The organism is Nostoc sp. NZL, assembly GCF_015714705.1.
GTDB classification, from domain to species: domain Bacteria; phylum Cyanobacteriota; class Cyanobacteriia; order Cyanobacteriales; family Nostocaceae; genus Nostoc; species Nostoc foliaceum_A.
Genome location: NZ_WBKL01000061.1, coordinates 1 through 26,104 on the forward strand (window position 1 = coordinate 1; position 26,104 = coordinate 26,104).

At 41.0% G+C, this 26,104-nt stretch carries 25 protein-coding genes and 1 pseudogene; 12 read left to right on the plus strand and 14 right to left on the minus strand.

Translation table 11 applies throughout. The annotated features are described in order from the left end of the window. The first annotated feature begins 84 nt into the window (after window positions 1-84). Window positions 85-225 carry a hypothetical protein gene (locus tag F8R90_RS08160; protein WP_196510339.1) on the plus strand — a complete coding sequence of 47 codons (141 nt, stop codon included), beginning with the start codon at window positions 85-87 and terminating at the stop codon, window positions 223-225. 22 nt (window positions 226-247) lie between these two features. Here F8R90_RS08160 and F8R90_RS08165 read toward each other — a convergent pair whose 3' ends face one another. Beyond that, the gene (locus tag F8R90_RS08165; RefSeq protein WP_196510340.1) at window positions 248-1,810 is read right to left on the minus strand and encodes an ammonium transporter; all 1,563 of its coding nucleotides are present in this window, start codon (window positions 1,808-1,810) and stop codon (window positions 248-250) included. A gap of 956 nt (window positions 1,811-2,766) precedes the next feature. Between F8R90_RS08165 and F8R90_RS08170 the strand changes: the two genes are divergently transcribed. The 7 genes from F8R90_RS08170 to F8R90_RS08200 all read left to right on the plus strand — a co-directional run bounded on the left by F8R90_RS08170 (window position 2,767) and on the right by F8R90_RS08200 (window position 9,201). Then, window positions 2,767-3,252: a glutathione peroxidase gene (locus tag F8R90_RS08170; protein WP_196510341.1), complete on the plus strand. Its 486-nt coding sequence runs from the start codon at window positions 2,767-2,769 to the stop codon at window positions 3,250-3,252. A 136-nt stretch (window positions 3,253-3,388) separates the two neighbouring features. Beyond that, the gene (locus tag F8R90_RS08175; RefSeq protein WP_196510342.1) at window positions 3,389-4,210 is read left to right on the plus strand and encodes an SDR family oxidoreductase; all 822 of its coding nucleotides are present in this window, start codon (window positions 3,389-3,391) and stop codon (window positions 4,208-4,210) included. A gap of 22 nt (window positions 4,211-4,232) precedes the next feature. Beyond that, entirely contained in the window at window positions 4,233-5,162 is a 930-nt protein-coding gene (locus F8R90_RS08180; protein WP_196510343.1) for an alpha/beta fold hydrolase, read from the plus strand. Window positions 5,163-5,239: 77 nt separating this feature from the next. Continuing rightward, a complete protein-coding gene (locus F8R90_RS08185) occupies window positions 5,240-5,974 on the plus strand; it encodes a redoxin family protein (protein ID WP_196510344.1) in 735 nt (244 codons plus the stop codon). Window positions 5,975-6,220: 246 nt separating this feature from the next. Then, window positions 6,221-7,462, plus strand: coding sequence for a hypothetical protein (locus F8R90_RS08190; protein WP_196510345.1), 1,242 nt, complete (start codon window positions 6,221-6,223; stop codon window positions 7,460-7,462). 343 nt (window positions 7,463-7,805) lie between these two features. After that, window positions 7,806-8,642, plus strand: a complete 837-nt coding sequence (locus F8R90_RS08195) for a sulfite exporter TauE/SafE family protein (protein WP_196510346.1) — start codon at window positions 7,806-7,808, stop codon at window positions 8,640-8,642. Window position 8,643: 1 nt separating this feature from the next. Then, window positions 8,644-9,201, plus strand: coding sequence for a DUF1634 domain-containing protein (locus F8R90_RS08200; protein WP_196510347.1), 558 nt, complete (start codon window positions 8,644-8,646; stop codon window positions 9,199-9,201). A gap of 90 nt (window positions 9,202-9,291) precedes the next feature. Here F8R90_RS08200 and F8R90_RS08205 read toward each other — a convergent pair whose 3' ends face one another. The 6 genes from F8R90_RS08205 to folK form a co-directional block, all read right to left on the minus strand. Beyond that, complete coding sequence (locus F8R90_RS08205; RefSeq protein WP_196510348.1) at window positions 9,292-9,564, minus strand: hypothetical protein; 273 nt, start codon at window positions 9,562-9,564, stop codon at window positions 9,292-9,294. A 304-nt stretch (window positions 9,565-9,868) separates the two neighbouring features. After that, window positions 9,869-10,120 carry a hypothetical protein gene (locus tag F8R90_RS08210; protein ID WP_196510349.1) on the minus strand — a complete coding sequence of 84 codons (252 nt, stop codon included), beginning with the start codon at window positions 10,118-10,120 and terminating at the stop codon, window positions 9,869-9,871. A gap of 226 nt (window positions 10,121-10,346) precedes the next feature. After that, window positions 10,347-10,934, minus strand: a complete 588-nt coding sequence (locus tag F8R90_RS08215) for a DUF2459 domain-containing protein (RefSeq protein ID WP_196510350.1) — start codon at window positions 10,932-10,934, stop codon at window positions 10,347-10,349. Window positions 10,935-10,949: 15 nt separating this feature from the next. After that, on the minus strand, window positions 10,950-11,243 hold the full coding sequence (locus F8R90_RS08220; RefSeq protein ID WP_230966195.1) for an ADP-ribosylglycohydrolase family protein: 294 nt from the start codon (window positions 11,241-11,243) through the stop codon (window positions 10,950-10,952). Window positions 11,244-11,250: 7 nt separating this feature from the next. After that, window positions 11,251-11,799, minus strand: a complete 549-nt coding sequence (locus F8R90_RS08225) for an NUDIX hydrolase (protein ID WP_196510351.1) — start codon at window positions 11,797-11,799, stop codon at window positions 11,251-11,253. A gap of 67 nt (window positions 11,800-11,866) precedes the next feature. Beyond that, window positions 11,867-12,382 carry a 2-amino-4-hydroxy-6-hydroxymethyldihydropteridine diphosphokinase gene (gene folK / locus F8R90_RS08230; RefSeq protein WP_196510352.1) on the minus strand — a complete coding sequence of 172 codons (516 nt, stop codon included), beginning with the start codon at window positions 12,380-12,382 and terminating at the stop codon, window positions 11,867-11,869. A gap of 273 nt (window positions 12,383-12,655) precedes the next feature. Between folK and F8R90_RS08235 the strand changes: the two genes are divergently transcribed. Both F8R90_RS08235 and psb35 read left to right on the plus strand, forming a co-directional pair. After that, window positions 12,656-15,031: a transglycosylase domain-containing protein gene (locus F8R90_RS08235; protein WP_196510353.1), complete on the plus strand. Its 2,376-nt coding sequence runs from the start codon at window positions 12,656-12,658 to the stop codon at window positions 15,029-15,031. A 220-nt stretch (window positions 15,032-15,251) separates the two neighbouring features. Then, complete coding sequence (gene psb35 / locus F8R90_RS08240) at window positions 15,252-15,479, plus strand: photosystem II assembly protein Psb35 (RefSeq protein ID WP_190891811.1); 228 nt, start codon at window positions 15,252-15,254, stop codon at window positions 15,477-15,479. 110 nt (window positions 15,480-15,589) lie between these two features. Here psb35 and F8R90_RS08245 read toward each other — a convergent pair whose 3' ends face one another. The 3 genes from F8R90_RS08245 to F8R90_RS08255 form a co-directional block, all read right to left on the minus strand. Continuing rightward, window positions 15,590-16,012 carry a tellurite resistance TerB family protein gene (locus tag F8R90_RS08245; RefSeq protein ID WP_190891814.1) on the minus strand — a complete coding sequence of 141 codons (423 nt, stop codon included), beginning with the start codon at window positions 16,010-16,012 and terminating at the stop codon, window positions 15,590-15,592. Between the two features lie 57 nt (window positions 16,013-16,069). Continuing rightward, window positions 16,070-17,425, minus strand: a complete 1,356-nt coding sequence (locus F8R90_RS08250) for a 16S rRNA (cytosine(967)-C(5))-methyltransferase (protein ID WP_196510354.1) — start codon at window positions 17,423-17,425, stop codon at window positions 16,070-16,072. Window positions 17,426-17,645: 220 nt separating this feature from the next. Next, entirely contained in the window at window positions 17,646-19,097 is a 1,452-nt protein-coding gene (locus tag F8R90_RS08255; protein ID WP_196510359.1) for a glycoside hydrolase 100 family protein, read from the minus strand. Window positions 19,098-19,981: 884 nt separating this feature from the next. Between F8R90_RS08255 and F8R90_RS32760 the strand changes: the two genes are divergently transcribed. Then, entirely contained in the window at window positions 19,982-20,155 is a 174-nt protein-coding gene (locus tag F8R90_RS32760; RefSeq protein ID WP_230966196.1) for a glycogen debranching N-terminal domain-containing protein, read from the plus strand. A gap of 139 nt (window positions 20,156-20,294) precedes the next feature. On the opposite strand, the gene F8R90_RS08265 is transcribed toward F8R90_RS32760, so the two are convergent. Further along, window positions 20,295-22,235: a transglycosylase domain-containing protein gene (locus F8R90_RS08265; RefSeq protein ID WP_196510355.1), complete on the minus strand. Its 1,941-nt coding sequence runs from the start codon at window positions 22,233-22,235 to the stop codon at window positions 20,295-20,297. An 893-nt stretch (window positions 22,236-23,128) separates the two neighbouring features. Here F8R90_RS08265 and F8R90_RS08270 point away from each other — a divergent pair. Beyond that, the gene (locus F8R90_RS08270; RefSeq protein ID WP_196510356.1) at window positions 23,129-24,322 is read left to right on the plus strand and encodes a Coenzyme F420 hydrogenase/dehydrogenase, beta subunit C-terminal domain; all 1,194 of its coding nucleotides are present in this window, start codon (window positions 23,129-23,131) and stop codon (window positions 24,320-24,322) included. Between the two features lie 187 nt (window positions 24,323-24,509). Here F8R90_RS08270 and F8R90_RS08275 read toward each other — a convergent pair whose 3' ends face one another. The 3 genes and pseudogenes from F8R90_RS08275 to F8R90_RS08285 all read right to left on the minus strand — a co-directional run. Beyond that, complete coding sequence (locus F8R90_RS08275; protein ID WP_196510357.1) at window positions 24,510-24,854, minus strand: hypothetical protein; 345 nt, start codon at window positions 24,852-24,854, stop codon at window positions 24,510-24,512. 411 nt (window positions 24,855-25,265) lie between these two features. Continuing rightward, window positions 25,266-25,799 (minus strand): annotated as a pseudogene (locus F8R90_RS08280) (hypothetical protein); the annotation flags it as partial. 21 nt (window positions 25,800-25,820) lie between these two features. Continuing rightward, on the minus strand, window positions 25,821-26,104 hold a 284-nt coding region (locus F8R90_RS08285; protein WP_196510358.1), incomplete at its 5' end, for a transposase.

The following is a 26,104-nucleotide window of genomic DNA, read 5'->3' on the forward strand; positions in this document are numbered from 1 at the left end:
GCTTTCCATACTGCTCGTTCGTTCCTCCCAGTTTTGCTTCAAATACCAGCACTTTTACGCTCAACTTAATTGCGTAATCATAACATGGAATTGCAAGAAACTCAACTATCCCCCTTTCCTCACTGGCTTTCAGTCAGTTATGGTTGTGGAATGTTGAGTTTCTTGCCCTCGATTCATCTCGCCGCCAAATCAGAGATTATGGCGGGAGCCTTCTCTCCGATTTAGGTAAACCAAGGAAATATTTACCCTAAAATTTTCCAATTGAGCTTTGTTCTCCAGAAAATCCAGTTGCATCACCTTCTTTGAGAAATCCACTGTAGGCTTCCATACCGTGTTCACCGATATCTAAACCTTCTAGTTCCTCTTCTTTGGATACTCTAATACCTAAAGTAGCTTTCAGGGCCAGCCAAAAGATACTACTGAGTAAAACAGTGAAACCACCTACTGAGACAACGCCCAGCAACTGAACACCGAACTGTCCAAAGCCACCACCTGCAAATAAACCTTTTGCTGGGCCAAGTGCATCGCCATACCAGGAATAAACACCAGGGCCAACAGACCAAAGACCTACTGCTAGAGTTCCCCAGATACCACAAACTAGGTGAACTGAGGTAGCTCCCACTGGGTCATCAATGCCAAGTTTGTCAAAGAATGTTACAGAGAAAACTACCAGTATTCCAGCAATGAAGCCAATGAGTAAAGAAGCAGGAATACTTACGTAAGCACAAGATGCTGTAATACCAACCAAGCCAGCTAAAATACCATTGATAATCATTGACAGGTCTGGTTTACCTAAGTACAACCAAGCTGTAATGGTGGCGGCAATTCCACCGGCAGCACCAGCCATGTTAGTGGTGACAGCAATGTGACTGATCGCACTAGGATCGGCAGCCATCACAGAACCTGGGTTGAAACCAAACCAGCCCAACCACAGGATTAGACAGCCCAAAGTGGCAATACTCATGTTGTGACCGGGCAAGGCCACAACTTGCCTATCTTGATATTTACCAAGACGGGGCCCAAGAAATGCTGCTCCCATCAAAGCTGCCCAACCACCTACGGAGTGAACCACCGTAGAACCGGCAAAATCCCAAAAGCCTCTGTCTGCTAGCCAACCAGTTCCCCAAATCCAGTGTCCGGTAATGGGATAGGCAATACCTACAAGTAGGAGGCTGAAAATCAGGAAGTCAACAAACTTAATTCGTTCGGCTACTGCACCGGACACGATTGTTGCTGCTGTTCCGGCAAACACTAGCTGGAATAAAAACTTCGCACTTAGGGGTACACCAGTCCAACTAATGGCATCGAAGACACCTTTATAAGCATCTCCTGTAGCCGGACTGTTATCTGCGCCTCCTAAGAAAAACCCATTCAATCCAATGAAGTCGTTGCCATCACCGAACATTAAGCCAAAACCGATCGCCCAAAAGGCAACGCTAGACAGAGCAAATACAATCAGGTTTTTGGAAAGAACGTTGACAGCATTTTTCTGGCGACAGAAGCCGGTTTCTAACATACAAAAACCAGCGTTCATGAAGAACACTAAAAAGGCTGCGATCGCAACCCACAGCGTATCAAGAGCAACTTTAAGTTCTGCTGTTGTTGGCCCTGCGGCTGGAGTTTGGGCAACTGCGGCATAGCCCCAACCCAAGACAATCAGACAAGCTAAAGGTAAACAAGCTTGCCAACTGGGAGAGAGTCGCTTAATTGCTAGATTAAATAGCTTGACTTTTGAGTTAGTCTGTGAGTTTACAGCGTAATTTCTTGGAGACAGACGCCTATTTTTTGTTTTTGATTTTTGTTTGTACATGAATTTGAACATCATCCTCAAAACCATCCTTAAAAAAGGGAAAAAACTGCCGTCCGAACTTAGATCCAGTGGTTTTTGATATTTTTCCTTTAGACCACTTGTTTAAAAATCAGAAACTCAAATAACCTTAATAGGAGTTTAAGAAACTATTGGCACATCTGTAAATATTTTTCGTAGTTCTTCTTAAGAAATTTATGATGTAATCTCTGAAACAGCCAAGTCTTCTTCACTTAATCTTTAATCTTTAAAAAAGAAGCTTTGGTTAGGAAATTGCCGGAAATTGTCAATATTATCCCTATAAAAAGGATGTAACACACTTACATCCAAAGAAAATTGGGATGATAGTATTGGTTCAATTTATATGACAGCTTTTGGGGAAGGGCTTTTAATTCAAATTTACTACTCTTGGTTTTGGCACAACTATTTAAAAAAGCCAAATAGATATGGCTATCCTACAATCACTTTTTTAAGGGAAAAGCGTTACCACTCACTCTAGAATTCACTCTCAAAAGCACTGACTCCAGGATTCTTAGGTGAACTACTGGCAAAGTCATGATAACTCAAGGGATAAATTTGACTGATTGTCTATTTACTCAAACCAAAAAACTGTATCGTTTAATACATTTTTTCGCTTATGTTATGGCAAATAGCTGCTGATGCAACAAATAAAGCAGCTAGACCCTTTATAGGTAAGTATTTTCCGATATCAGGGTCAAACTATTCTGAATGTTATTAAATTTTTATACAAAAAGTTAATTGTTAGAAATCGCCTTGCCCATTAAGCACCAATCAGTGAGGGAAACAACTATCGAAACTCCCATACAAGCTTAGAGCCTGAGTTAAATAGAATCGTAGTGGCAAACAAGGCTAACAATCCTAATTTCCTCAAAGAAACCGGGTTTAGAGTACCTGTAATATGGGAGACTTGGCAATATTCCCTAGAAATCAGATTCAAGATGAGTAACACAATTTCGGATATCGCAGTCAAGACCATCAACGGTGAAGATAAGCAATTAAACGACTACACCGGCAAGGTACTCTTAATTGTGAATGTGGCATCCTACTGCGGTTATACTTCTCAATACGAGGGGCTAGAAAAGTTGAACCAGAAGTATGGGGAAACAGGATTACGTATTTTAGGGTTCCCCTGTAACGATTTTGGTTCACAGGAACCAGGAAGTAATGAAGAGATAGTGCAATTCTGCACGAGTAAATATGATGTTACCTTTGAACTATTCGATAAAGTTCATGCCAAAGGCTCGCAGCAGCATCCACTTTATGAGCGACTTACCAAAGCCGTTGAGCCAACGGGAACTGTTGCTTGGAATTTTGAAAAATTTTTAGTTAATAAGCAAGGTGAAGTAGTAGCTCGATTTAATAGTAGTGTCCAGCCAAATTCACCAGAGTTAATTGCCATAATTGAGAAAGAATTAGCTAAATAGTCATTAGTAACCAGTCATTAGGTTGTACTATTGGTATTGATTTTTGGCTCTGGACTGTTAAATTTATTTACATCCAGTCCCTTAATTTAGAATATTGTCTCGATGAGTAGTTTAATTTATTTGTGTCAAATTTGTCATGAACGTTGCAATCATTGGTTGTGGTTATGTTGGTTATAAAGTCGCTCAATATTGGCAGCAAAAAAAAGATTTTGTTGTCAGTGTAACCACAACATCCCCTGAGCGTGTGCCGGCACTACAATCAGTAAGCCAAAGAGTTGTAGTTACCTGCGGGAATGACCTAGAGAGTCTAAAATCAGTTTTGCACAATCAAGATGTTGTCGTTTTAAGTGTTGGTGCAAAAGGTGCGGAAGTTTATGAAGAAACTTATCTACAAACTGCCCAGACTTTAGTTTCATCATTGCAGCAGTTTCCGACTGTAAAACAATTAATATACACAGGTAGTTATGCAGTGTATGGTGATAGAAATGGTGTATGGGTAGATGAAGAAACACCGCTTGCACCCGCCAATTTAAATGCACAAATACTCCGAAAAACAGAAGATGTGTTGCTATCAGCATCTAGCGAAAATCTCCGCGTTTGTATTTTTCGCTTAGGAGGTATTTATGGGACTGGCAGGGAACTGGTGAAAATATTTAGCAAATATTCTGGTACAACCCGTCCCGGCGGCGAGGATATTACAAATTGGATTCACCTGGATGATATTGTTGGTGCGATAGAATTTGCCCGTCACCGTCGTTTGCAAGGAATTTACAATCTGGTAGATGATGCACATCTCACCAGTCGAGACTTGCTAGATAGCTTATTTGAAAAACATAATTTACCCAAAGTTAAATGGGATACTTCTATCAAGAGTACTCGCCCATATAATGCGTGGGTATCGAATGAAAAGCTGAAAGAGGCTGGATACCAGTTAATTCATCCACAGATGATTTTTTAGCAAGTATTAAAAACTAGGAATTATGCAACCACCTGCTGTAACTAACACAACCAATTTGACAGCATCTCCTAGCCAGTTTTACAGTTGGGATAATTATCATTGCGCCTACGAAGTTCATCAACCAAGTAACACAACACCTGAGGGTATTCCCTTACTTTTAATTCATCCTATTGGTGTCGGATTGTCGCGGCAATTTTGGCAGCGATTTTGTCGGGAATGGTATAATACAGGCCAACGTAATTCAATTTACAACCCTGATTTACTAGGATGTGGCGAAAGTGATATGCCTCATCTGGCTTACACTCCTAGTGATTGGGCAGAACAGTTGCAGTACTTTTTACAAACAGTAGTGCAAAAACCTGTCATTGTTGTAGTACAAGGTGCTTTATTACCAGTTGCTATCCAATTAGTCCAAAAAGAATCAAATTTAATTGCTGGACTCGTACTTTCTGGGCCTCCAGCATGGGGTTTGATGACAAATAAATCACCAGAATGGCAGCAAAAAGTCCTTTGGAATCTCTTAGATTCACCTTTTGGGAGTGCTTTTTATCGCTATGCACGCACCCCAAAATTTTTACGTTCTTTCTCGACTCGTCAACTCTTTGCTTCTGAAAATGCTGTGGATGCAGAGTGGTTGAATACATTGCTTGCCGGTGCAGAAAATCCTGCTAGTCGCCATGCAGTGTTTTCTTTTCTAGCAGGGTTTTGGCGACAGGATTATACTAGTTTTATCGCCTCTATTCAGCAACCAACATTAGCGGTTGTGGGGGAAACTGCATCGAGTATTAGTGAAAAAAGTAAAAAAGAAACGCCAGATGAACGCTTGACTCATTACCTCGCCTGTTTGCCTCAAGGTCGAGGTATAAAAATAAATGGGCGCAATGTTTTACCATATGAATCAACCGCTGAATTTGTAGCAGCGATCGCGACCTTTATTAATGAAGTTTTTTAGCTGATTGATAGTTACATCATACCAGTCTTCCCATGATAGGTTATGACTGGAATTGATTACTAAAGGCAAGCAAAACTATGTTCCCTAATCGCCGAGGACAAAGAGTTCCCAATGTCACTTTTCATACTCGTCAGAACAACGAGTGGGTGGATGTGACAACCGATGAATTGTTTGCTGATAAGACAGTAGTTGTCTTCTCCTTACCAGGTGCTTATACTCCGACTTGTTCATCAACTCATCTCCCTGGCTACAACGAGTTGGCAGGGGTTTTCAAAGAAAATGGTGTCGATGACATTATCTGTATTTCTGTCAATGATCCCTTTGTGATGAACGAATGGGCAAAAGTCCAAGAGGCAGAAAATATCACTCTCATTCCCGATGGTAACGGTGAATTTACTGAAGGGATGGGGATGCTAGTAGATAAATCAGACTTGGGGTTTGGGAAGCGATCGTGGCGCTACTCGATGCTGGTGAAAGATGGTGTAATTAACCAGATGTTTATTGAGCCAGACGAGCCAGGAGATCCCTTTAAGGTGTCCGATGCCGAAACAATGCTCAGATATATCAACCCCCAAGCAGTGAAGCCCGAACTAGTTTCCCTATTTGCGAAAGTCGGTTGTCCCTTCTGTGCTCGTGCTAAGGCGATGCTCAAGGAACATGGCATTAACTACGAAGAAATTACCTTGGGTAAGGATATCACCACACGTTCGTTACGAGCAGTTACAGGTGCGACAACAGTTCCCCAAGTGTTTATCGATGGAAAATTAATTGGTGGTTCTGAGGCATTAGAAGCCTATTTCGCTGCTAAATAGGTTTCAGTTGGCGCACACAGCCTTCACCTGTGTCAACTTCAGATGAAAGTCATAATATTTTTGACCATAGCCTGATTTGTGAAAATTGAAAGCTACAGATCCCCGACTTCGTAAAAGTTGTCGGGGATTTTTTTCTATTCAACAATTAACAAATCTTCAGATGAATAGATGTATTTTTGTCCAGCTATTTGCTACTTATCAGATAAAATTGATTCGGATTGAATCTCCATTTATTTAAAAGACAATATGTTTGCTAGAATCCGCCGAATTCTGAGTCAATTTTTTAATCAATCAAGGACAATCAACAACGAACCGCTGAATAAAGTGAGTTTGATTGTGATTATTTTAATTGATATTTTTATCTTAATTAATGTTTTTACCGGACTTGATGATATTAGCAGGTGGCATATCAGCCCGACTGAGGCTTATCCATGTTATTCAGAGTGGCAAAATTACCGAGCAAAAACCACTCAAGATAAAGACTATGAAATTGTTAAACTTTCATTGCCATATAACTCTAATAATCAACTTAGTTTTCAGCGAAACTATCAACAAGCCGAAATAGGACATCTAGGTAAGGTTTCCCAAACGTGCTTGCAATATGCCGGCTACAAAGATAAGAGTAACAATCCTGAAAAGCAGCAAATCATAAAAGTTATTGATCAGAAACAAGCAAAAATCAGTAACCTTGAACAAACTAATCGCACCATTAAAGCCCAGTATGACTCAACGCTCTTAGAAAAAATTGCAGGTCAGGGCCGTGAACAATCAATTAATCAAGTTAGCGCTGAAAAAGCTAAACAGACATTAGAACAAAATAATCGCCAAATTTCTATTCTTAAACAAGAAATTTCTACTCTTAAAAATGAACTGCTTGCCAAACCAGAAAGTATTAGTTTTCTAGCCTTTATTAAAGATGACAATCAATTTCGGGAAGTTGATAAAGGCTATCAGCAGGCATCATTTTGGTATCCAAGTATCCAGCTTGCTTTTCAGTCCCTCTTTCTTCTACCACTGATTCTCATTGCCTTATCAGTCCACAAATTTGCCCAAAGAAGAGGATATGGACTCATCTCATTAATTAGCTGGCATTTGCTAGTTATCTTTTTTATCCCACTAATCGTTAAAATATTTGAATTTCTTCAAGTAGGTGCAATATTTAAATTTTTATTTGATATTATTAGTGCCATTTTTGGTGGTTTACTTTTTCTGATAAATTATGCTTATATTTTGCTGATTCCAATTATTGGTTTTGGAATTATCCAGTTTTTTCAAAAATTTATCTTTAATGCTAAAGTCCAAGCAGCTAGCAGAGTTCAAAAATCACGCTGTGTCAATTGCGCCAAGAAAATTCGACATCTTGATACTTACTGCCCGCACTGTGGTTATTATCAAGATATTGAATGTCAAAACTGCCATAATCTTACTTATAAACATTTACCGTATTGTAAACATTGTGGAGCTTCTCAAACTTCTAGTATTTTGTAATCGATGAAGTTTTGAAAGTTTCGACATACTTGGCTCATAACATATAGCAATCTAATTGGATTTTTCCAAAAATCCAATCAGATTACTATATATCTCTTCTATACTTTTTGGTAGGTGCATTTGATGTAATCTTTGCACTTTTCAGAAACTTAATAAGACTTTTGAGTGAGAAGTTAGGACTTAGAATTCTTCCCGGCTTTGGCTTCTGAATACTGAAGCGAGAGAGTATTGCACACAATTATGAACAGCGATATGTACTCAGTGGTAAACTTGTCAATTAAGTTTTAAAGAATACAAAAATTATATTGGCATCTTGATATACATGTAAAAAAAGGAATTAAATTTGACTATTTTAGAATTTTCATTACTAATTTGGATTGGTTCATTTATCGCTGGCTTGTTAGGGGCGCTAACTGGATTAGGGGGCGGAGTAGTAATTGTTCCCTTATTGACTTCAGTATTTGGCGTTGATATTCGATATGCCGTTGGTGCTTCACTGGTATCTGTAATTGCTACTTCTTTGGGTGCAGCATCTACCTACATTAAAAAAGGCTATACCAATTTGCGATTGGGAATGTTTTTAGAAGTAGCCACAACCATTGGTGCGATCGCAGGAGCAATGATTGCTACTTTTGTCTCTGTGAAAGCCCTAACTATCGTGCTAGCGATCGTCCTCATTTATTCAGCATACCTTTCACAACGACCCAGAATAGAACATGGTGAAGATGAAGTAGCAGACCCTATCGCAAATTATCTGAAATTGAATGGTACTTATCCAACTCCTGATGGAGTGATGTCTTACCAAGTTCATTCAGTACCAATGGGATTTGGTGTGATGTTAATAGCCGGAGTGCTTTCTGGGTTGCTTGGTATTGGTTCCGGGGGATTCAAGGTATTGGCGATGGATCAAGTCATGCGTCTACCCTTCAAAGTTTCTACCACCACTAGCAATTTTATGATCGGTGTCACAGCAGCAGCATCAGCCGGAGTTTACTTAGCACGGGGTTACATCGATCCGGGACTATCCATGCCGGTGATGTTGGGGGTATTACCTGGTGCTTTCTTGGGCGCACGAATCCTGACAGGCGCTAAAACGCAAATTTTGAGAATTATCTTCAGTCTTGTGCTGGTGGTAATAGCTTTAAAAATGGTCTACAACAGTTTAATAGGGGGGCTATAAAATGTATAAATTTAATAGTAGCTTTCGGTGGACATTACTGGCACAGCCAAATAGTGAAGTGGTTGCACTAACCTTACCGCAGGAAGTTTTAGACTGTAATATCGAACAATTAGAACAATCCACTACTAATAGCTGTCAGATTGATGCTAACAACAAGATTACGAAAATATCAAGTGATCAGCAATTAAAATATTTGCTCAGTAACTTCCTGAAATATGGTGTTTTGATAGCTAGTTCTGTAGTTTTACTGGGAGGTATACTCTACTTAATTCATCACGGTGCTGAACCTGCTGGATATCACTTTTTTCAGGGAGAACCATCCGAATTTAGCTCACCAGTAGGTGTAGTAAAAGCAGTTTTATCAGGTAGCGATGCCTACGGCGGGCTACGCCTACGCGGTATTATTCAACTCGGTCTGTTACTACTAATTGCTACTCCAATTGTGCGAGTTTTTATTTCCCTATTAGCTTTCCTGCTACAGCGAGAATATATCTATGTGATTGTTACCTTATTAGTATTGTCTAGCCTGATTTACAGTCTTGTAGGAGCATCTTATTAGGAATATTTTCAAAGATCAAGGGAAAAACTTAACCTATTTCCCTTAATCTAAAAGTTTGGAGATGCATCCAAAAATATTTGTTTAGAGCTATTAATTACTTTGTAAAAGGTCATTGATTGAGCTTATACTCTGTTTAATTTCTTCTGTCAGAGAAGTTCTTAATAAATCAAGGGTTTCGGCTGAAAGATTGAGTAATCCTAAAGCATATAATAGACTCGAAATTCCAATAAATAAAGCCAAAAATCTCCCCAAACAACCGGGATTAATTTCAATAAAACCCAATTTAGATTGTCCGATAACAGCAATCGTTATAAAAATAATTCCTGTTATTAGAAATGTGCTATTTGGCGTTAAATCTGTCATTATTATATTAATAAGCTTCGTTACTTTTATTTTAGATATTATTATACACTGATTTTATAAAGCCTGTATAAGTTTTTAGAAAAGAGAGTAAAATTGCATCTCTACATTTGAGCTATTATAGTCAGGTAGGGTCTATTCAACTATTATGGTTGTTTTGCGATCGCGCCTAGAACTACCTGCCCAAGGTAGTAGCTATTGAGGCGGATGAATATTAATTACAGAACCATCTGCATGGGTAATGGAAAACTGCTTGCTTCATCGTTGAAAACAAATGTGAGACGAATTGTATCTTGCATTTGCTCAATCACTTGAATACCACCATCACAGTGATCTCTTCAGCAAAGCTCACAGCAAAGTCATGATTAAGTTGCGATCGCAAAGGCTCAATATTTAGTAAATCAGCTTGGTAAACACGAATGGTGACGGGAATTATTCGTAGCCACCGCCAGAAGGTAAGTAACAAAAATATATCGTACCACCGTCGTAGTATAGCTTCTAACCAGCTTAACGAGCGATCGCGGCGGCTGATGTAAAAAGTACGTGCTAGAAGCTCCAAAGCAAAAATAATGTTTAAAAACAGGAATATATGAAATTCTAGCCTGTGTATTTGTTTCTTCTAGGGCTGGACAGTATTGCAACCATTCAAATAAAGCAGCAGTACCAAGAAAAATGAAAGTTATAGTAGCGACCACTTGAAGCGTGATCCTGTAACGAATAACAAAAATTATGTATATATTTTGTGATAGTAAAATCAAGATTTTTTATTTAAAAAAACAGAAATGTTATGAATATTTCACCTGAAAATTTGCCCACATCACAAAACCATCAATTTGGCAGTCTAAATATTTTAGCCACTCAACGATTTCGTGATTGCTATTGTGTAATAATGTATATTTTCGCTCATCTTTGACTAAAGTTAAACCTGTTTGTGGATTTTCGATGCTCGTTGCAAGATTGCGGTTAAAACGTTCATCTAATAATTTCAGCAGTTGTTTTACTTTGGCTTGCGCTACTTCTAAACTTAATAGGGTGTAATCTTGTTGTTGAATTATCTGCTGAAGTTCGATGATATTACTAAATTTTCGCCGACCCAGAGTGCCTTGAGTTAGTAGCAATAGTGCTGCCGCCCCATTTTTAAAGTCCTGTTGATTTAGTGCAAAATAATTCCAATCACCGTAAGCATACTGGATTAATTCATCTTTGCCAGTCGGTAAAACCATTCTGGAATGCCAACCGTAATCTGTTACATAGATTGTAATTGGCTCAACAGGATCAGCCGGCGGTAAAATGGTTGCCGGAGACAACATCCAAACCAATAAGATAGAAAAAATTACTACGGAAGCAAATTTGGTAATGCGGCATAAACGCATATCTGATACATAATCTTATGGCCAAGGTAGCAATAACTGCGGCTCTAGCTCACCGCGCTTGAAGGCTCTAACAAAACTATCGGCTAAAACTTTTGGTGTCCACGGTGCTTGAGCAACAATCACCTCAGCAATGGCAATGCTCATCTGGGTGTCGTCGGTATAGCTGCCAGGATTGAGTCGAAAACGCGGATGTTCGACGTATCGACTCAAATCGTTGTTAACGATCATTTCATCAGCATATTCAAAGCCTGCACCATAGGCATCTGCGTAGGCGTAGCCCGCCGAAGGCATCGCTAACTCTAACAGCATATTGATATTAAATTAAAAACGGACGCGCCAGAAAAAAGCTAGCAACTGATTTAGCATCTACCGGCTCTCCCTCCAAAATAGCTTTCTCTAATTCTTCGGGAGTCAAAAACACAGTTTCGATATCCTCGTCTCCATCTTGTGGTGGTGGTGTCTCCAGCTTTTCTAAATCTCGCGCCAGAAATGCATAAATAATTTCATCAGAATAGCCGGGAGCTAGGAAAAATTCGCCTAGTTTGTCCCATTTTTGGGCACTATAGCCAGTTTCTTCTTCGATTTCACGCTGTATCGTCTCTAGGGGATCTTCATTTGTTTCCAAAGTTCCTGCCGGAAATTCTAATATCCGTCCCTGAATTGCAAAACGATACTGGCGCACGAGTACAAGTTTACCCTCTGGCGTTACTGGCACAGCGAGGGCACCACCAGGGTGACGAATACATTCCCATTCTCCTTCCGATTTATTAGGCAAACGCAAGCGATTAACTTCAAAATCAAACTTGCGTCCTTTATAAAACAGACGTTGTTTCAGCAGTTGTGGTAATTCTCTACCTAATGGCATAATAAAATCTGATTATCTGTGATACAGAGGCGAAATCAGCGTTCTTCTGCTTTTAAGGATGGTAATTTTAATTGTCCATCAATAAATGTACATCAGAACAGTCTACCTCTTTCAGCAGTTCTTTAATAACACACCCAGAAACTGGTTCTATCCAATCTGGGGCAATTTCTGCCAGTGGCACTAACACAAAGGCTCGATCCCGCATTCGAGGATGGGGAATCTGGAGATTTGGTGTATCCACAATAAAGTCATCAAATAATAACAAATCTAAATCCAGGATTCGTGGCCCCCAGCGTTCCTGACGCACACGCCCAAATTGTTGTTCAATTCTTAACAAAATTTCTAATAACTTCTGGGCTGTGATTTCTACCTGCAATGTGACGCAGCCATTTAGGTAATCTGGCTGTGGTGGCCCGACAGCTTTGGTTTGATACCAATTGGATTTGGCTTCTAAAACAATACCTGGCGTTTGGGCTAAAGTTTCTATAGCTGCTTCTAAAATTGTCTGTGAATCGCCGATATTACTACCAAGGGCAACGGCGCTTCTTCTTGGCTCTGCTTCGGCGTAGCTCACCGTAGGCATCGCACTCTCCTTAAGTAAGCTCTTTTCGCGCTGTCTTTGCGAATACTTCGGTACACTTATTCCAGAAAACGCCAATAATTTTTTTATTCTCAATAAATATCAAAATTACAGGGCTTTTACAAAACTAAATTAACCAAATCTAAAAAACATTATTTTATGGTGAATTTAGTTAATTATTTTTTATAGGATATTATACTAACACAATGGTGGTGCGCTAACCCCAAAGTTGATTGATGGTGGTTATATAGTTACTACTTTGAGCGAGGAACTGACATGGGGAAGCTTACCTCCTGGTTCAAGCGAAGACCAACTAATTTGAGTAACTCTGGACAAGGAGGAACAAATGAGAGCTTACCACCAGCACATGTGGCGCAGCCGAGGCAGTTACTGAGCAAGATGAAAATTTTACCATCTAGGATTAAAGCCAATCAGGCAACTGGCGGTAAACCACTCTATCGTCGCGTATGGTTTTGGGCAGGTTTGGGTGTAGGTGGTGGGATAGTTGCCTTGATCTACGGTGTCAGTTTAATAGATCGGTCTTTGCCAGATCAGACCGAATTGAATGCCGTGGTTAGAGAGCAAACACTGACCATCAAAGCCGCCGATGGAACCATATTACAACAACAAGGTGAAGCGGCCAGAGAACAGCTAAAGCTGGAACAAATTCCAGATAATTTAAAAAAAGCTTTCATCGCCTCAGAAGATAAAAGATTTAAGGAACACAACGGAGTTGATCCTCAAGGGATTGTCAGAGCAGGTTTGAATAATGTGCGATCGCAAGGTGTGGTCGAAGGTGCTAGTACCATCACTCAACAGCTAGCGCGGATTCTGTTTTTGAAACAAGAACAGACAATCTGGCGCAAACTCAAAGAAGTCCGCCTAGCACAAAAAATGGAGAATGAATTAACCAAAGATCAGATTCTAGAGCGTTACCTGAATCTGGTTTATTTGGGAGGTGGAGCTTATGGTGTGGCAGATGCATCTTGGGTATACTTTAGTAAATCGCCAGACCAGCTTTCCCTCGCAGAGATGGCAACGATTGCTGGATTAGCTCCTGCTCCTAGCTTATACGCTCCAGACAAAAATCCAGAAGCTGCAAAACGGCGGCGAAACTTAGTATTGCTACGGATGCAAGAAGATGGAGTTATTACAACAGATCAAAGGCAAGCAGCCGTTCAGGAGCCATTAACTCTTAAAAGCAGTTTACCCAAACGAGTGCAAGTAGAATCACCCTACTTTACCAGCTACATCCAAAAAGAATTGCCGAAGTACGTTTCTCCTAATGTGCTAAAAAGTGAAGGGTTAGTAGTGGAAACCACGCTGAACCCGGCTTGGCAGAAAGTCGCAGAAGAGGCGGTTGCTAAAACACTGCGAAATCAAGGACGCTGGGAGAACTTTAAGCAAGGAGCAATGGTAGCCATTGACCCCCGCAACGGTGAAATTAAGGCAATGGTTGGGGGAAAAGATTTTGGTAAAAACCAGTTTAATCGGGTTACCCAGGCACAGAGGCAGCCAGGATCTACATTTAAAGGGTTTGTATATGCTACTGCGATCGCTAGCGGTAAAAGCCCCTACGATAGCTATCAGGATGCGCCCTTTGTCGTAGACGGCTACGAACCGAAAAACTATAGTGAAAAATTTCGGGGTTCGATGAACATCCGAGATGCCCTCACCGGCTCTATTAATGTGATTGCGGTAAAGACATTGATTGATGTGGGATTTACACCAACGATTAAACTTGCCCATGATATGGGGGTAAAATCTGAACTCAAGCCCACCTACTCTTTGGCTCTCGGCTCAAATGAAGTCAATCTGCTAGAGTTGACCAGTGCTTATGGTAGCTTTGCTACACAGGGATTGCACACAGAGCCTCATGGTATTACTCGCATCCTCAACCGTCAAGGCAAGGTGATTTGGTCAGCTAATTTCAAGTCAAAAAGGGCCCTTGACGCTGATAGTGCCGCCATCATGACTTGGATGCTACGCAACGTCGTAGAAGCGGGGACTGGTGCTGCTGCTCAATTAGGTAATAGACCAGTTGCTGGCAAGACCGGTACCTCCGACGAAGCCCGCGATTTATGGTTTATTGGCTACATTCCCCAGATGGTAACAGGGGTCTGGCTAGGTAACGATGATAACCGCCCTACATACGGCAGCAGTGGTAGTGCAGCTTATACTTGGCGCGAATTTATGAAAAAAGCGGTAGAGGAGATGCCAGTAGAAAAGTTTCCTAAACGACCCAAATTAGAAGGTCGTAAAGGCACCATCAAAGCCCAGTCTATCAAGCCCAAACAAGTGCTAAATCGTTCTATTTCCTCTAATGATGACTCAGAAGGGGAAAGTACTAGAAATTCTGAGGAGAGTGGTTCATCTAGGAGACGTAGAAGCAGAAGAAGCTATTCTCAAGAAGAACAGCAATCAAGCAATTCTACCCCAAGACGGAGAAGGCGCGATCGCAGTGAAGAATCAAGTTCCAATAACTCTTCCTCGGAATCATCTACTCCACGGCGGCGCTCTAGAAGAGTAGAATCTGATTCTCCCCCGCCTCGAAGAACTCGGCGATCTTCCTCTCCCGCAAATAGTTCAGGTTCTTCAGGTTCTTCATCGTCACAGCCATCCTGGCGGGATAAGCTTAGACCTTCTAATTAATTTAATCAGGAGTGGGCATTGGGCATGGAGAAGAGGCAGAGGGGCAGGGGGCAGAGGAGAGAAATTATTTTCCCCCTGCTCCCTGCTCCCTGCTCTTTGCTCCCCATACTCTTTTCTATGCAATATGAAGTTGCTCAAACTAAACTACGGGAGGATGTTAAGTGATACGCTCATTCTATAGTGTGTCAAGTAGTGTTACTTAACATTGGAGAATATACTCATGCATATATTGATGCAGGCAGCCGATTCAGTCGCAACAGGTGGTGGTCATTTTCCTTTTGCTTTCACGTTGGTGTATGTTGTTGGTTTTATTGCTGCTGTAACCATTGGTTCAATAGCTTGGTACAACTCGAAACGCCCCGCAGGTTGGGAAAGCAAAGAGCGTCCTGATTTTGTGCCTAAGGTTGATAAAGAAGAAACTCCGGGTCTGGGCGAACCGAAGTCATAATTTAGTCATTAGTCATTAGTGAGCCAGCGCGGTCTTGGGGGTTTCCCCCATGAGTGACTGGCGAACCCGTAAGGGTTATTAGTTATCAGACTATAGACTTTTGACTATGATTAGTTTTGTACGTCAACCCAACGCCGATAAAGCTTTTGAATTTGTTTGAGAAGTGCAGTGTGAGCTGGTTGAGTTGAGTCATTCGGTTTGGCTATATCCTGCAATTGGGTCAGAAGTCTGGCTTCTTCGACGGCAACTTCACCATCGCTATAAATTAAGCCACTGATGGCTTCAATCAGATTTTCACAATCTTCAAGACTGGGGCGATCGCCTAAATACTCCCGCACCCAGTCATAGCATTCTTTTGGCTGTACAGGAACTAATTCGTACAGCCAAGGCTTAATTTCTGGATCGTTAGCTAAACCTTTTGCTTGAGCTATTTCGCGGAGATATTGCCGTTCTTCTGGCTGGATTCTGCCATCAATCCAGGCGGCTCCAATCAGGATTTTAACTAAGTTTTTGACATTGGAAGGGGTAACCATTGCTGCCTCCTCTGGTAGATTCAGGCCTCCACCAAATCGTACAATCCCAAACCGTATTCACTCGGAATTATTGGTTTTTCTTAAGCGCACCATAAAAAAGCCATCCATGTCCTGTTGATGGGGCCAAACTTTGAACCAACCTTGAGGTGTGCTATGGGCAGAATCAAGTATCTCAATGCCGCTGGGAGACTCAATTTGCCAATTAGGTGACTCAGCTAGAAATGCCGAAATCACTTCTTCGTTTTCTGCTGGATGCAATGTGCAGGTGGCATAAACTAGTACACCACCAGGTTTGACAAAAGTAGATGTATGTGTTAACAATTCTTTTTGCAGCACCGAAAGTTCGCGGACAGATTCTGGTGTCTGTCGCCAACGAGCATCAGCATGACGGTGCATGGTTCCCAAACCAGAACATGGAGCATCTAATAATACGCGGTCTGCGCTGTTTTGGAATTGGTTGAAGTGGCGGCTGTCGCCAGTGTAAATTTGAATAGATTGTAAATTCAGCCGTTGAGAATTTTCTTGGAGTTTGCGAAGACGAGAAGGGGTGCGATCGCAAGCCCAAATTTTCCCTTTATCTGCCATTAACTCAGCTATGTGGGTTGTTTTACCCCCTGGTGCAGCACAGGCATCAATTACCACCTCACCCGGTTGTGGGTCAAGTAAATGACTTACCAATTGAGCGCTACCATCTTGTACAGTCCACCAACCCTCTCTGAAACCAGGTAGTTTTTGAATTGACCCAGCACTACCAATCAATCGTAAAGCTTGAGGTAAATGAGGAATCCGTCTCACCAAAATACCAGCAGATTGCAAAGCCGCCTCAACTTCCTCGATGGAAGTGCGAAGTGGGTTGATACGCAAGTCAATTGTTGGTGATTGGTTCATCCATTCACACAGTTGTTCTGTCTCAGCCAAACCCAGTTGTTCTAACCAAACTTGAATAATCCAGTCAGGAAAGCTGTGTAAAATGCCCAAGCGTTCCACTGGGTTTTCTGGAAGTTGTAACGGATCTCCTTTTATCTTCTCTGCTAGGCGGATGTACTGACGTAATAGACCGTTAACAAAACCCGTTAGTCCAGAAAAACCGTTTTCTTTAGCGAGTTGGACAGTGGTATTAACAGCAGCTGAGGCGGGAATACGCTCTTGATAGCGCAGCTGGTAGAAACCCAGGTGTAAGATGGTGCGGAGGTCTTGGGGTTGTTGATCAGATTTCTTTTTAGCGAGTTGATCAATAAGAGTATCAAGAGTACGCTGCCTTCTGACGCTCCCATAAACCAATTCTGTCAGCAAGCGGCGATCGTTATCAGCCAAACTAGCTTTTTGCAGTACTCTATCTAGGGCAACATCAGCATAAGCCCCCTTGTGAACATCTCGCAGGGCGATAAAAGCTAGTTGACGGGGGTTTGTCATGGAAAAATCATTTAGGAGTCAGAAGGCTTTTGTATTCTAACTCCCAACTCTTTACTAATTCGTAATTCGTAATTCGTAATTCGTAATTGTCGGATTTAATTTCCCCTTGTTTATAGGTGGTTTTGTTTCAATCAGGGTCTAAATTCCTGCCTGAAACTGTCTTTTAATTACGAATTACGTTAGCGGTAGCGAGTACTCGAGCGTCATTAGAAATTACTAATTATTGCATATACGGGTCTACACTGGCGATTTCAAACTCACATGCTCTAGAAACTTGTTCTGCTGGTAATTTCCCAAAGCTAATTAATGGTAAATAAGTGGGGTTCGCCATCAATTCTTTTGCCAATAAGAACCCAGTAATTGTCCAAGTTTGATATTTTCTAGCTTGTTTGCCAATCAGTCGCCCTTTCTTACCGTCGTAATATTCTGGCCATTCATCTGTACTGAGTCGTCCTTGGGCAGTTTCAATAGCCTTTTGTGCAAGACTTGTTTTGTTAGTTTTCACCGCCGCCGCCGCTAACATCCACATTAAAACTGGCCAACTACCAGCATTATGATACGACCAGGGTATATTTTTGGGGTCACATCCAGTTACAATTCTGTATTCTTCATGTTCCAAAGCTGGGAAACAAATTTTCATAGGCATATCTCCCACTAAGTCATCCCATCGATCCTCAATGAGAGTCATAATTGCTTGTGACTGTTCTTCGGTGGCTAAGTCTGAAATGATTGCCATTAAGTTTCCGAGTGAAAAGAAGCGAGTATCTAGCTGCGACGGCCCGACATTACCTGCTAGATAACCACCTTTTCTTGGCAGCCACTTATCTAATTCATAATAGGGAACAGAATCTACATATATGTTGAACAGATTAACAGCACCCTTGCCATATTCTTCACTTTTGAAGCGATAAATTGCATTCAGACGATTAATATCTATCCAATAATGCTGGCGAATATGAGCACATAAAAGAGGTAAGCGATTGTCAATGGCTGCAACAATATCGGAATTACCTTGGCAAACTAGCAGTTCACGAGATGCACGCAATGCCGTGTAAAAAAGAACTTGTAGTTCTAAAGGATGCCCATAAATGCCCATACGACGGTCAATCATACAAGCACCATCTGGAACCAACAGCGTTGGGTACATATCAAAACGATTCGCCAAGCAGATTTCCATAATTAACCTGATACCATTTTGGAATTCAGGTTGATAGGCTAGAGAAAAATCTTCTGTGGCGACTACATAAGCACGCAACAAAATAATCCACCATAGGCAAGAATCTACTGGCGTAACTCTAGCGATCGCATGTTCACCAAAGTCGGCTTCTAAATATTCTTGCCCATTTTCTGATACAACTTTAAAGCTAGCTGGGATTAATCCTCGTCCAGGTTTATAGGCATCTAATGCCCTTTCTTTCGGCTGTAACTTTAAGGTTTCTTCTAAGAAATTACGAACAATATCTGTTCTACCTTTGATCAGAAAAATTAGAGCTGAGGAGACAAAATCCCGAACAAAGCACTGGTCATAATTGAGCGCCTCTACAGATGCATCATAAGCGGCTACCGTACCAACGGGGCGTCCTTGATAATAGAGAATTGATTTTTCTAGTGTTTGCCACGCTTCTTCCACTTCTTTTAAATTTTCAGTAGTTTCCAATTCGTTTAAGTGCATCGCCAGAATAGCTCCATTTGGATTGTAAAGTTGTGGTAGATGCGTCTTCATTTCTTATTTTTGCCATTCTCAGCATAACAAAAACGATTCTTTGAATAGCAAATATAATTTGGAGAAAAATTAACCAACCAACAATGAATAAATCTGCTGACATTTATGCAGCTTTATTTATAGTTAATTTGCTTATAATCGATTACTCTTTTGGTGAATTATAGTTGTTGTTTTTCACCGCAAGCAGTAACATGATTTTCAAAACAGTCACACAAGATATATTTTTAGATTATTTGTTGTTCCGTTTCATGTACAGAATCTTTGCTTTACCAAATAAAAACATATCTTCAGTGCTGTTTAGTGTTTGCGTGAAGTTAGAACTGGTTTAGAACTGGTTGCAGTATATTTACTTGAGCAGGATTACTTTTTGACACTATGAAGTCAGATTATTCCCCTATAACCTAATAATTTATAACGTTTTGTCAAAATATGCAAGATGAATGCTTGAAAAATTTCAGATGTCAATACTTCTGAAGAGTTATATATTTTACCCTACTGAGAGATGACAGGGGGCGTTTATGGAGTCAATTCACGATGGGGTTACACCCCCAATCGTTCAAACCTCGGTGAGAGCGTTGCTTTCCCTCCCTGCAATAAATTGCTTGCTCATAGCTAAAGTGCGTTAAAACGAACTGAAATTAAAGAAATTAAGAGTGTATCGCTAACTCCGTTACAGCCCAGAACTGTACGTTTGGAGAATTGGTATTACCTCAGTTAACTTTTCTTAATTCGTCACTGCCAAAGTTGGTTTGCAGTTACTTTTTAATCACATTTGTTCTTAATGCTAGAGGTAGCTGAATTCTAATCATGTGTAACCCATTTATGAGGGAAATATGCGAATCAGTGTTAGTTCCCCAATCTTAACTATTAATCATGGCAGCACCTTTATGGTGACAGATTTAAGCGGAGAGATTCACCATAATAGTCGTAATCAAGGCATTTTTAGCAATGATACTCGTTTTTTAAGCTACTACGCTTGCTCGATGGCTACCTTTGGACTCGTCTAAGTTCTCTACTACGACCACCTATTACGCTGCACGAATTTACCTTACCAATCCAGAATTCACTAGTAGAAATGGCAAAGTCCCTGAAGGTTCTGTTTCACTGTCTATGCGATCGCATTCTCTGAAAATCTTCATCCAATACTTAATTTTTAGTATTTTTAATTGGCTTAGGTCGAGAAAACTTAGAAGGCGTTTTGAAGTTCTCTATTGGTACACCTTTAAGAGCCTTCAGCATAAAATCGCGCCAGATGGGAGTGACCATACCTCCACCTGTCGCACCGCGCACCAATTGTGTATTGTTATCTCTCCCTACCCAGATGGCAGTTGTTAACTGTGGTACTGAACCAATAAACCAAATATCCTTTTCTGAAGAAGTTGTCCCGGTTTTGCCAGCGACTGGACGATCTATAATTGCACCTCTACCAGTTCCTTGTTTAACTGCTGTTTGCATCACATCTAAAATTGTGGCTGACGCCCAAGGGTCAAGAACTAGACGAGGTTTCGGGGTATTATCAAGTAATACATTGCCACTACTGTCAGTGACGCGAGCAATGAGCGTTGGGGGCGATTGCCAGCCATAATTAGCAAAAGTAGCATAAGCACTAGCCATTTCTAGCGGTGTCACACCAATTGCACCTAGTGGTAAAGATGTCACAGGTTCCATCGGACTCATAATTCCCAAGGTGCGGCAAGTTGCGATGACTTTATTAATGCCCACAGCTTTGCCAATCTTGACAGCAGGAACATTACGGGATAGTGCTAAGGCAGTACGAATCGGTATTGCACCCTTAAAGCTATTATCGTAGTTCCGGGGAGAGTACTGTGTATCATTATCAGGGTAGCTGACTGGGGTATCTAGCACCGTTGTATCTGGTGTAAACTTACCACTAGCAAAGGCTGTATAGTAAACAAACGGCTTAAAAGAAGAACCAGGCTGACGGAAAGCTTGAGTTACCCGGTTAAATTCGCTAGCTTTTGAGTCTACACCGCCCACTAATGCTTTTATAAAGTGTGTGCGTGGATCAATTGCCACTAAAGCTATTTGATTTTTATTTAACCCTTGACTTTCAAGGGTTTTATGCCACTTTTTGATAGTTGATTCTGCCATCGCTTGAAAGTCTGCATCTACGGTGGTTTGCACCTGCATTCCACCTTTGAGTACTGCATCACGCCCAAACTTTTGAATTAGTTCCTGTGCCACAGTATTAGTAACATAAGGATGCTTACTAGGTTGAAATGACTTAATTTTGCCAAGTTTAATTTCTTGGTTAATGGCGTTATCATACTCTTGCCGGTTAATCCATTTCAATTTCAGCATTCTTTCCAGCACTACTTTTTGCTTTTGCTTGGCCAAATTTAAATTCACAAAAGGGCTAAATTGTTCTGGAGCTTGAATTAGACCCGCCATCATTGCAGACTCGCCCAAAGTCAAATTTTCTGCTGATTTGTCAAAGTAAGTGCCTGCTGCCGTTTCTACACCATAATTATTATGACCCCAGTAAACTTCATTGAGGTACATTTCTAAAATCCGCTCTTTACTGAGAACTTGCTCTACACGAATTGCTAGTATCGCTTCTGCTACTTTGCGTGTAAAAGCACGCTTGTGAGATAGAAACAAATTTTTCACCAGTTGCATGGTGATTGTAGAACCTCCCTCCTTCACACCGCCTGCTATCCAGTTGACTAACGCAGCACGTCCGATACCGCCAGGGTCAACACCGTGGTGGTTATAGAAATAGCTATCTTCACTGGCTAATACTGCTCGTTTTAAATTTGGGGAAATTTTATCTAGCGGTACGACTTTTCTGTTGGCTTCCCCGTGTATACCCACCAATAATTTGCCTTTGATGTCATAAATGTAAGTTGTTTCCGCTGGTGATAAGTTTCGTATTTGTCTGACTTCTGGCAAGTTACGGAAACTAATGGCTAAACCAACCAGCCCTCCGGCCACAAGAGAACTTGCCAGCATAATGATTGAGAAGAGAGTACCACCAGTGATTAAGCCTACTTGCCTCCAAAACTCGAAATTAGGAGAAGTCTGAATTTCTGGTTGCTGCTGTTCAACAGTATTTGATAAAGACATGGCAATTGCACCTCCTCACTTGTTCAATACGATTAGATTTTATTTAACAAAACTGGTTAGATAATTGTTGGCAACTGTAGTTTTATAGCTACGAAAGTGAATGAGTTGCTTGCCAATATAATTAATCTAACTTTAGGTAGATTGTAAAAAATAACTAATCCAATATTGCGCTAGTGTTGCCTATATCCTTATGTCCAGATATCAATTCAAGACCAGAAAATATAACTAAATGCTAAACGATGACTTGTTAGTGTGTAAGAATGAGAGCCACGTTAAATGAGGCTTTGCTTATATCTTCTTTTCGTCGATTCAAACGCGAATATTGGGGATTTTGGGAGTATGATGCTGAAATTGGAATAAAATCCCAGTACATAATTACTTAAGATAATTATGGAAATTATAAAATATGCATAAATGTTGAATATTTTGTCCTCAGAATAAAGAATATCTATCTATTGTGATGATTTTGCAAACAGAATCCTCTGATAAAAGATAGATAAAATTAAGTTAAAGGTTAGAGATGATAATTGCAATTATCAATATTTTGCCAGTTACAACTATCCAACTGCTAAATAAACTGCTGTAAGAAAGTACCAAAAATAAATATAGCGCCCTATCACTTTTCTTACTATGAAAAAATAAAATATTTGTAGCGACTGTCTTGAATGTCAAGTGCGATCGCACTTGACATTCAAGACAGTCGCTACGCCTAAATTGATGAGGTCTTACTTAATGGTAGTCCTTCTCGTGTCTGCCCGTAAGCCAGTACACCAGGAAAAGCAGTCACTTCAGCTTATTGCGTCCATCCTCTTCTTGTTAAATCTCTATCGTGAATTCATAGCCAGTGAAGGTATTGTAATAAAAGTGATTCCTGGATAAAACAAAAAATTTATATGACCTCAGTTTCTCCTCACAAAAAAGCCAGAGCCTTAAAATCTACCAGCCGCCGCCCTGCTAAAGAACTCTGTAGCGAGTGTGGACTATGTGATACATACTATATTCACTATGTCAAGGAAGCCTGCGCTTTTATTAATCAGCAAATAGGCGAACTTGAAGAAGAAACGCACACGCGATCGCGCCATCTCGAAAACCCTGATGAACTGTACTTTGGTGTTCACCAAGACATGATAGCGGCGCGGAAACAGCAACCAATTGAAGGTGCACAATGGACGGGTATTGTTAGCAGTATCGCCATTGAAATGCTCAATCGCGGCATAGTTGAAGGTGTTGTCTGTGTGCAGAACACCAAAGAAGACCGCTTTCAACCCATGCCCATCATCGCTCGGACTCCAGAAGAAATACTAGCAGCGCGGGTAAATAAACCAACGCTTTCCCCGAATCTTTCTGTGTTGGAACAGATAGAGAAATCAGGGATGAAGCGGCTATTGGTAATTGGTGTTGGTTGTCAAATTCAGGCATTACGAGCCGTAGAAAAACAACTTGGTTTAGAAAAGTTGTATGTTTTGGGTACACCCTGCGTAGATAATGTTAATCGCGCCGGACTGCAAAAATTCTTAGAAACCACCAGCCGATCGCCTGATACAGTTGTGCATTACGAATTCATGCAAGACTTCCGGGTTCACTTCAAACATGAGGATGGCTCAACAGAAACAGTACCTTTCTTTGGCTTAAAGACCAACCAACTCAAAGATGTCTTTGCACCGTCTTGTATGAGTTGCTTTGATTACGTAAACTCCCTAGCCGATTTAGTCGTTGGCTACATGGGCGCACCCTTCGGCTGGCAATGGATTGTAGTGAGAAATGACACTGGTAAGGAAATGTTGGATTTGGTAAAAGACCAGTTAGATACTCAACCAGTGACATCTAAAGGCAACCGCAAGGAAGCTGTACAGCAAAGTATTCCCGCTTACGATAAAGGCGTTACCCTGCCGATGTGGGCAGCAAAACTCATGGGTGTGGTTATCGAAAAAATCGGCCCCAAAGGTTTGGAATATGCGCGGTTTTCCATTGATTCTCACTTTACTCGGAATTATTTGTATGTGAAGCGGAATCATCCAGAGAAATTAGAAGAGCATGTTCCAGAGTTTGCCAAGCGTATTGTTGGGCAATATAAATTACCAGAATAAAAATTGGACATTGGGATTAGGGGAGAGGTGACAGGTGATAGGTAGTAGGGAATAATCTGTACCCTGTACCCTATTCCCTTCTTTATTCTCGCGCACGGTAGTCGGGAAGCGAGCGTAATCTTGCATAACTACATCAATCCGCGATCGCAATTCTTCTAACGGGAGCGATGCCTACGGCGGGCTACGCCTATGCAAATCCTGCCCATTCCAAATCGCGCAGGGAAGTATATACAAAGCTATTGATGTTAGCGATCGCATCACTCACCAAATTTACCAGCAGTGAACCTGCAATACTGGAGAGTAGCAGAGGTTGGGCAAGTATCAGGGCGATCGCATTCTGCGTTGTCCCCGTGCTCAATAAGCGAGTAATTTCATCAATGATCACCTTGTTGAGCCAAATAGCGATCGCTGGGCCTGCACCACCCAGTAATGTCAAAATTGCCACATAGCGTAGCTCCTTTGGAACTACTTGCATCACCGTCGTCACACTCCGGCGGAATGCTTGGAATGGAGAAATTTCAATTATTTGCATATGTTTTAAAGTGGCAAATAATAGCAAAATTCCCAGGCAGAAGTTGTGATCTCAATTTAAATGATCACTAAGTGCGGGCAGCGATCACACTGGTATCAAGCTAATAGCAGACATTAACGTAAGCGTATCCCGCCACAAACATCGCACTGAAAGAAAATTTTGATAATTGGGCGACAATTTTCCGAAATTGCTAACTTAAGTTTGGTAGTTATTACCAGAACACTGAATAATAAATAACTTCTATAACTAGCCTTGGGGGAATATGGCCCCAAAAAAACCTGGTCTTCGCGACCGGGTTTTTTGGCATGGCTGAAATATCTAGATGATGTAGGAATCTACCTCAGACTGTAGCCGCCTTCCAAGGGCAAGGATCGGATAGCATTGGTTATAAATTTGTACTGGTTAAATAAATTAATAACAATCAGAAGCTGACTGTGACTGAATCATCCACACCAAAATACCTAAGACTTGCTCTACTGGTGGAATTAAATATTCAGTTAAATCAATAGTAACAGTGCTATCTTCCAACTTGAGGAATGTCCACAGGTTGCCACTAGTAACACTACCGTAGATAGTAGCAATAGGTTTTTCGTATTTGGCATTAAACCTTTGGGCGGCTATCATTTCTGCGATACACTGCCCTAAACCACCTTTAAGATTTTCCTTTTTAGCTTCCACAATCACCACTGCTGGAGCTTCAATAAATAACTGTTCTGGCGAAACGCTAATCAGAAAGTCGCAAAATCCAGCCAGTCCAACTTCTGGTTCAACATTAAATTCTTCACCCGAAAAAAAACTGATTTGTCTGTTGAGAATTTTTCGGACTTCAAACAATATTGGACTGATAATCAATTCTGATCTAGCTTTCTCAGAACCCATTGCAATTGCTAGCTGGATACTTTCTGCTAAAAATTCAGCCAGTAGGGGACTAGGTGAAATTGGTTCTTTGACACTCCCCCACCAAGCTTACGCTGTGGTGGGGGATTCTTGTTTCTTAGAAACACGCTTATTAGCACAAGTGCCAACGAGTCTTACTGCTTCTCCACAAGCTTGAATTTCTGCGTGTCCCGCAGTATTTGTTGACAACCCTTCTCTACGAGAGGCTGCGCCAACGACTTCGCTCAGGGCAAGTATTCTAATCCCCTCTGCCCTCAAGTTCCGCGATGCATTTTCATCTCTGTCATGGGTTGTTTGGCAACTCAAACAAATCCATTCACGAATACTTAGATTCAGTAAATCATTCTTGTATC

Coding starts and splice junctions, on each gene's coding strand:
- F8R90_RS08165 (WP_196510340.1), bottom strand. CDS start 1,810: ATGTACAAACAAAAATCAAAAACAAAAAATAGGCGTCTGTCTCCAAGA.
- F8R90_RS32760 (WP_230966196.1), top strand. CDS start 19,982: ATGCGAATCAGTGTTAGTTCCCCAATCTTAACTATTAATCATGGCAGC.
- F8R90_RS08180 (WP_196510343.1), top strand. CDS start 4,233: ATGCAACCACCTGCTGTAACTAACACAACCAATTTGACAGCATCTCCT.
- F8R90_RS08245 (WP_190891814.1), bottom strand. CDS start 16,012: ATGGTTACCCCTTCCAATGTCAAAAACTTAGTTAAAATCCTGATTGGA.
- F8R90_RS08225 (WP_196510351.1), bottom strand. CDS start 11,799: ATGCCATTAGGTAGAGAATTACCACAACTGCTGAAACAACGTCTGTTT.
- F8R90_RS08275 (WP_196510357.1), bottom strand. CDS start 24,854: ATGCAAATAATTGAAATTTCTCCATTCCAAGCATTCCGCCGGAGTGTG.
- F8R90_RS08185 (WP_196510344.1), top strand. CDS start 5,240: ATGTTCCCTAATCGCCGAGGACAAAGAGTTCCCAATGTCACTTTTCAT.
- F8R90_RS08175 (WP_196510342.1), top strand. CDS start 3,389: ATGAACGTTGCAATCATTGGTTGTGGTTATGTTGGTTATAAAGTCGCT.
- F8R90_RS08250 (WP_196510354.1), bottom strand. CDS start 17,425: ATGACAAACCCCCGTCAACTAGCTTTTATCGCCCTGCGAGATGTTCAC.
- F8R90_RS08205 (WP_196510348.1), bottom strand. CDS start 9,564: ATGACAGATTTAACGCCAAATAGCACATTTCTAATAACAGGAATTATT.
- F8R90_RS08160 (WP_196510339.1), top strand. CDS start 85: ATGGAATTGCAAGAAACTCAACTATCCCCCTTTCCTCACTGGCTTTCA.
- F8R90_RS08265 (WP_196510355.1), bottom strand. CDS start 22,235: ATGTCTTTATCAAATACTGTTGAACAGCAGCAACCAGAAATTCAGACT.
- psb35 (WP_190891811.1), top strand. CDS start 15,252: ATGCATATATTGATGCAGGCAGCCGATTCAGTCGCAACAGGTGGTGGT.
- F8R90_RS08190 (WP_196510345.1), top strand. CDS start 6,221: ATGTTTGCTAGAATCCGCCGAATTCTGAGTCAATTTTTTAATCAATCA.
- F8R90_RS08220 (WP_230966195.1), bottom strand. CDS start 11,243: ATGCTGTTAGAGTTAGCGATGCCTTCGGCGGGCTACGCCTACGCAGAT.
- F8R90_RS08170 (WP_196510341.1), top strand. CDS start 2,767: ATGAGTAACACAATTTCGGATATCGCAGTCAAGACCATCAACGGTGAA.
- F8R90_RS08200 (WP_196510347.1), top strand. CDS start 8,644: ATGTATAAATTTAATAGTAGCTTTCGGTGGACATTACTGGCACAGCCA.
- F8R90_RS08255 (WP_196510359.1), bottom strand. CDS start 19,097: ATGCACTTAAACGAATTGGAAACTACTGAAAATTTAAAAGAAGTGGAA.
- F8R90_RS08215 (WP_196510350.1), bottom strand. CDS start 10,934: ATGCGTTTATGCCGCATTACCAAATTTGCTTCCGTAGTAATTTTTTCT.
- folK (WP_196510352.1), bottom strand. CDS start 12,382: ATGCCTACGGTGAGCTACGCCGAAGCAGAGCCAAGAAGAAGCGCCGTT.
- F8R90_RS08235 (WP_196510353.1), top strand. CDS start 12,656: ATGGGGAAGCTTACCTCCTGGTTCAAGCGAAGACCAACTAATTTGAGT.
- F8R90_RS08270 (WP_196510356.1), top strand. CDS start 23,129: ATGACCTCAGTTTCTCCTCACAAAAAAGCCAGAGCCTTAAAATCTACC.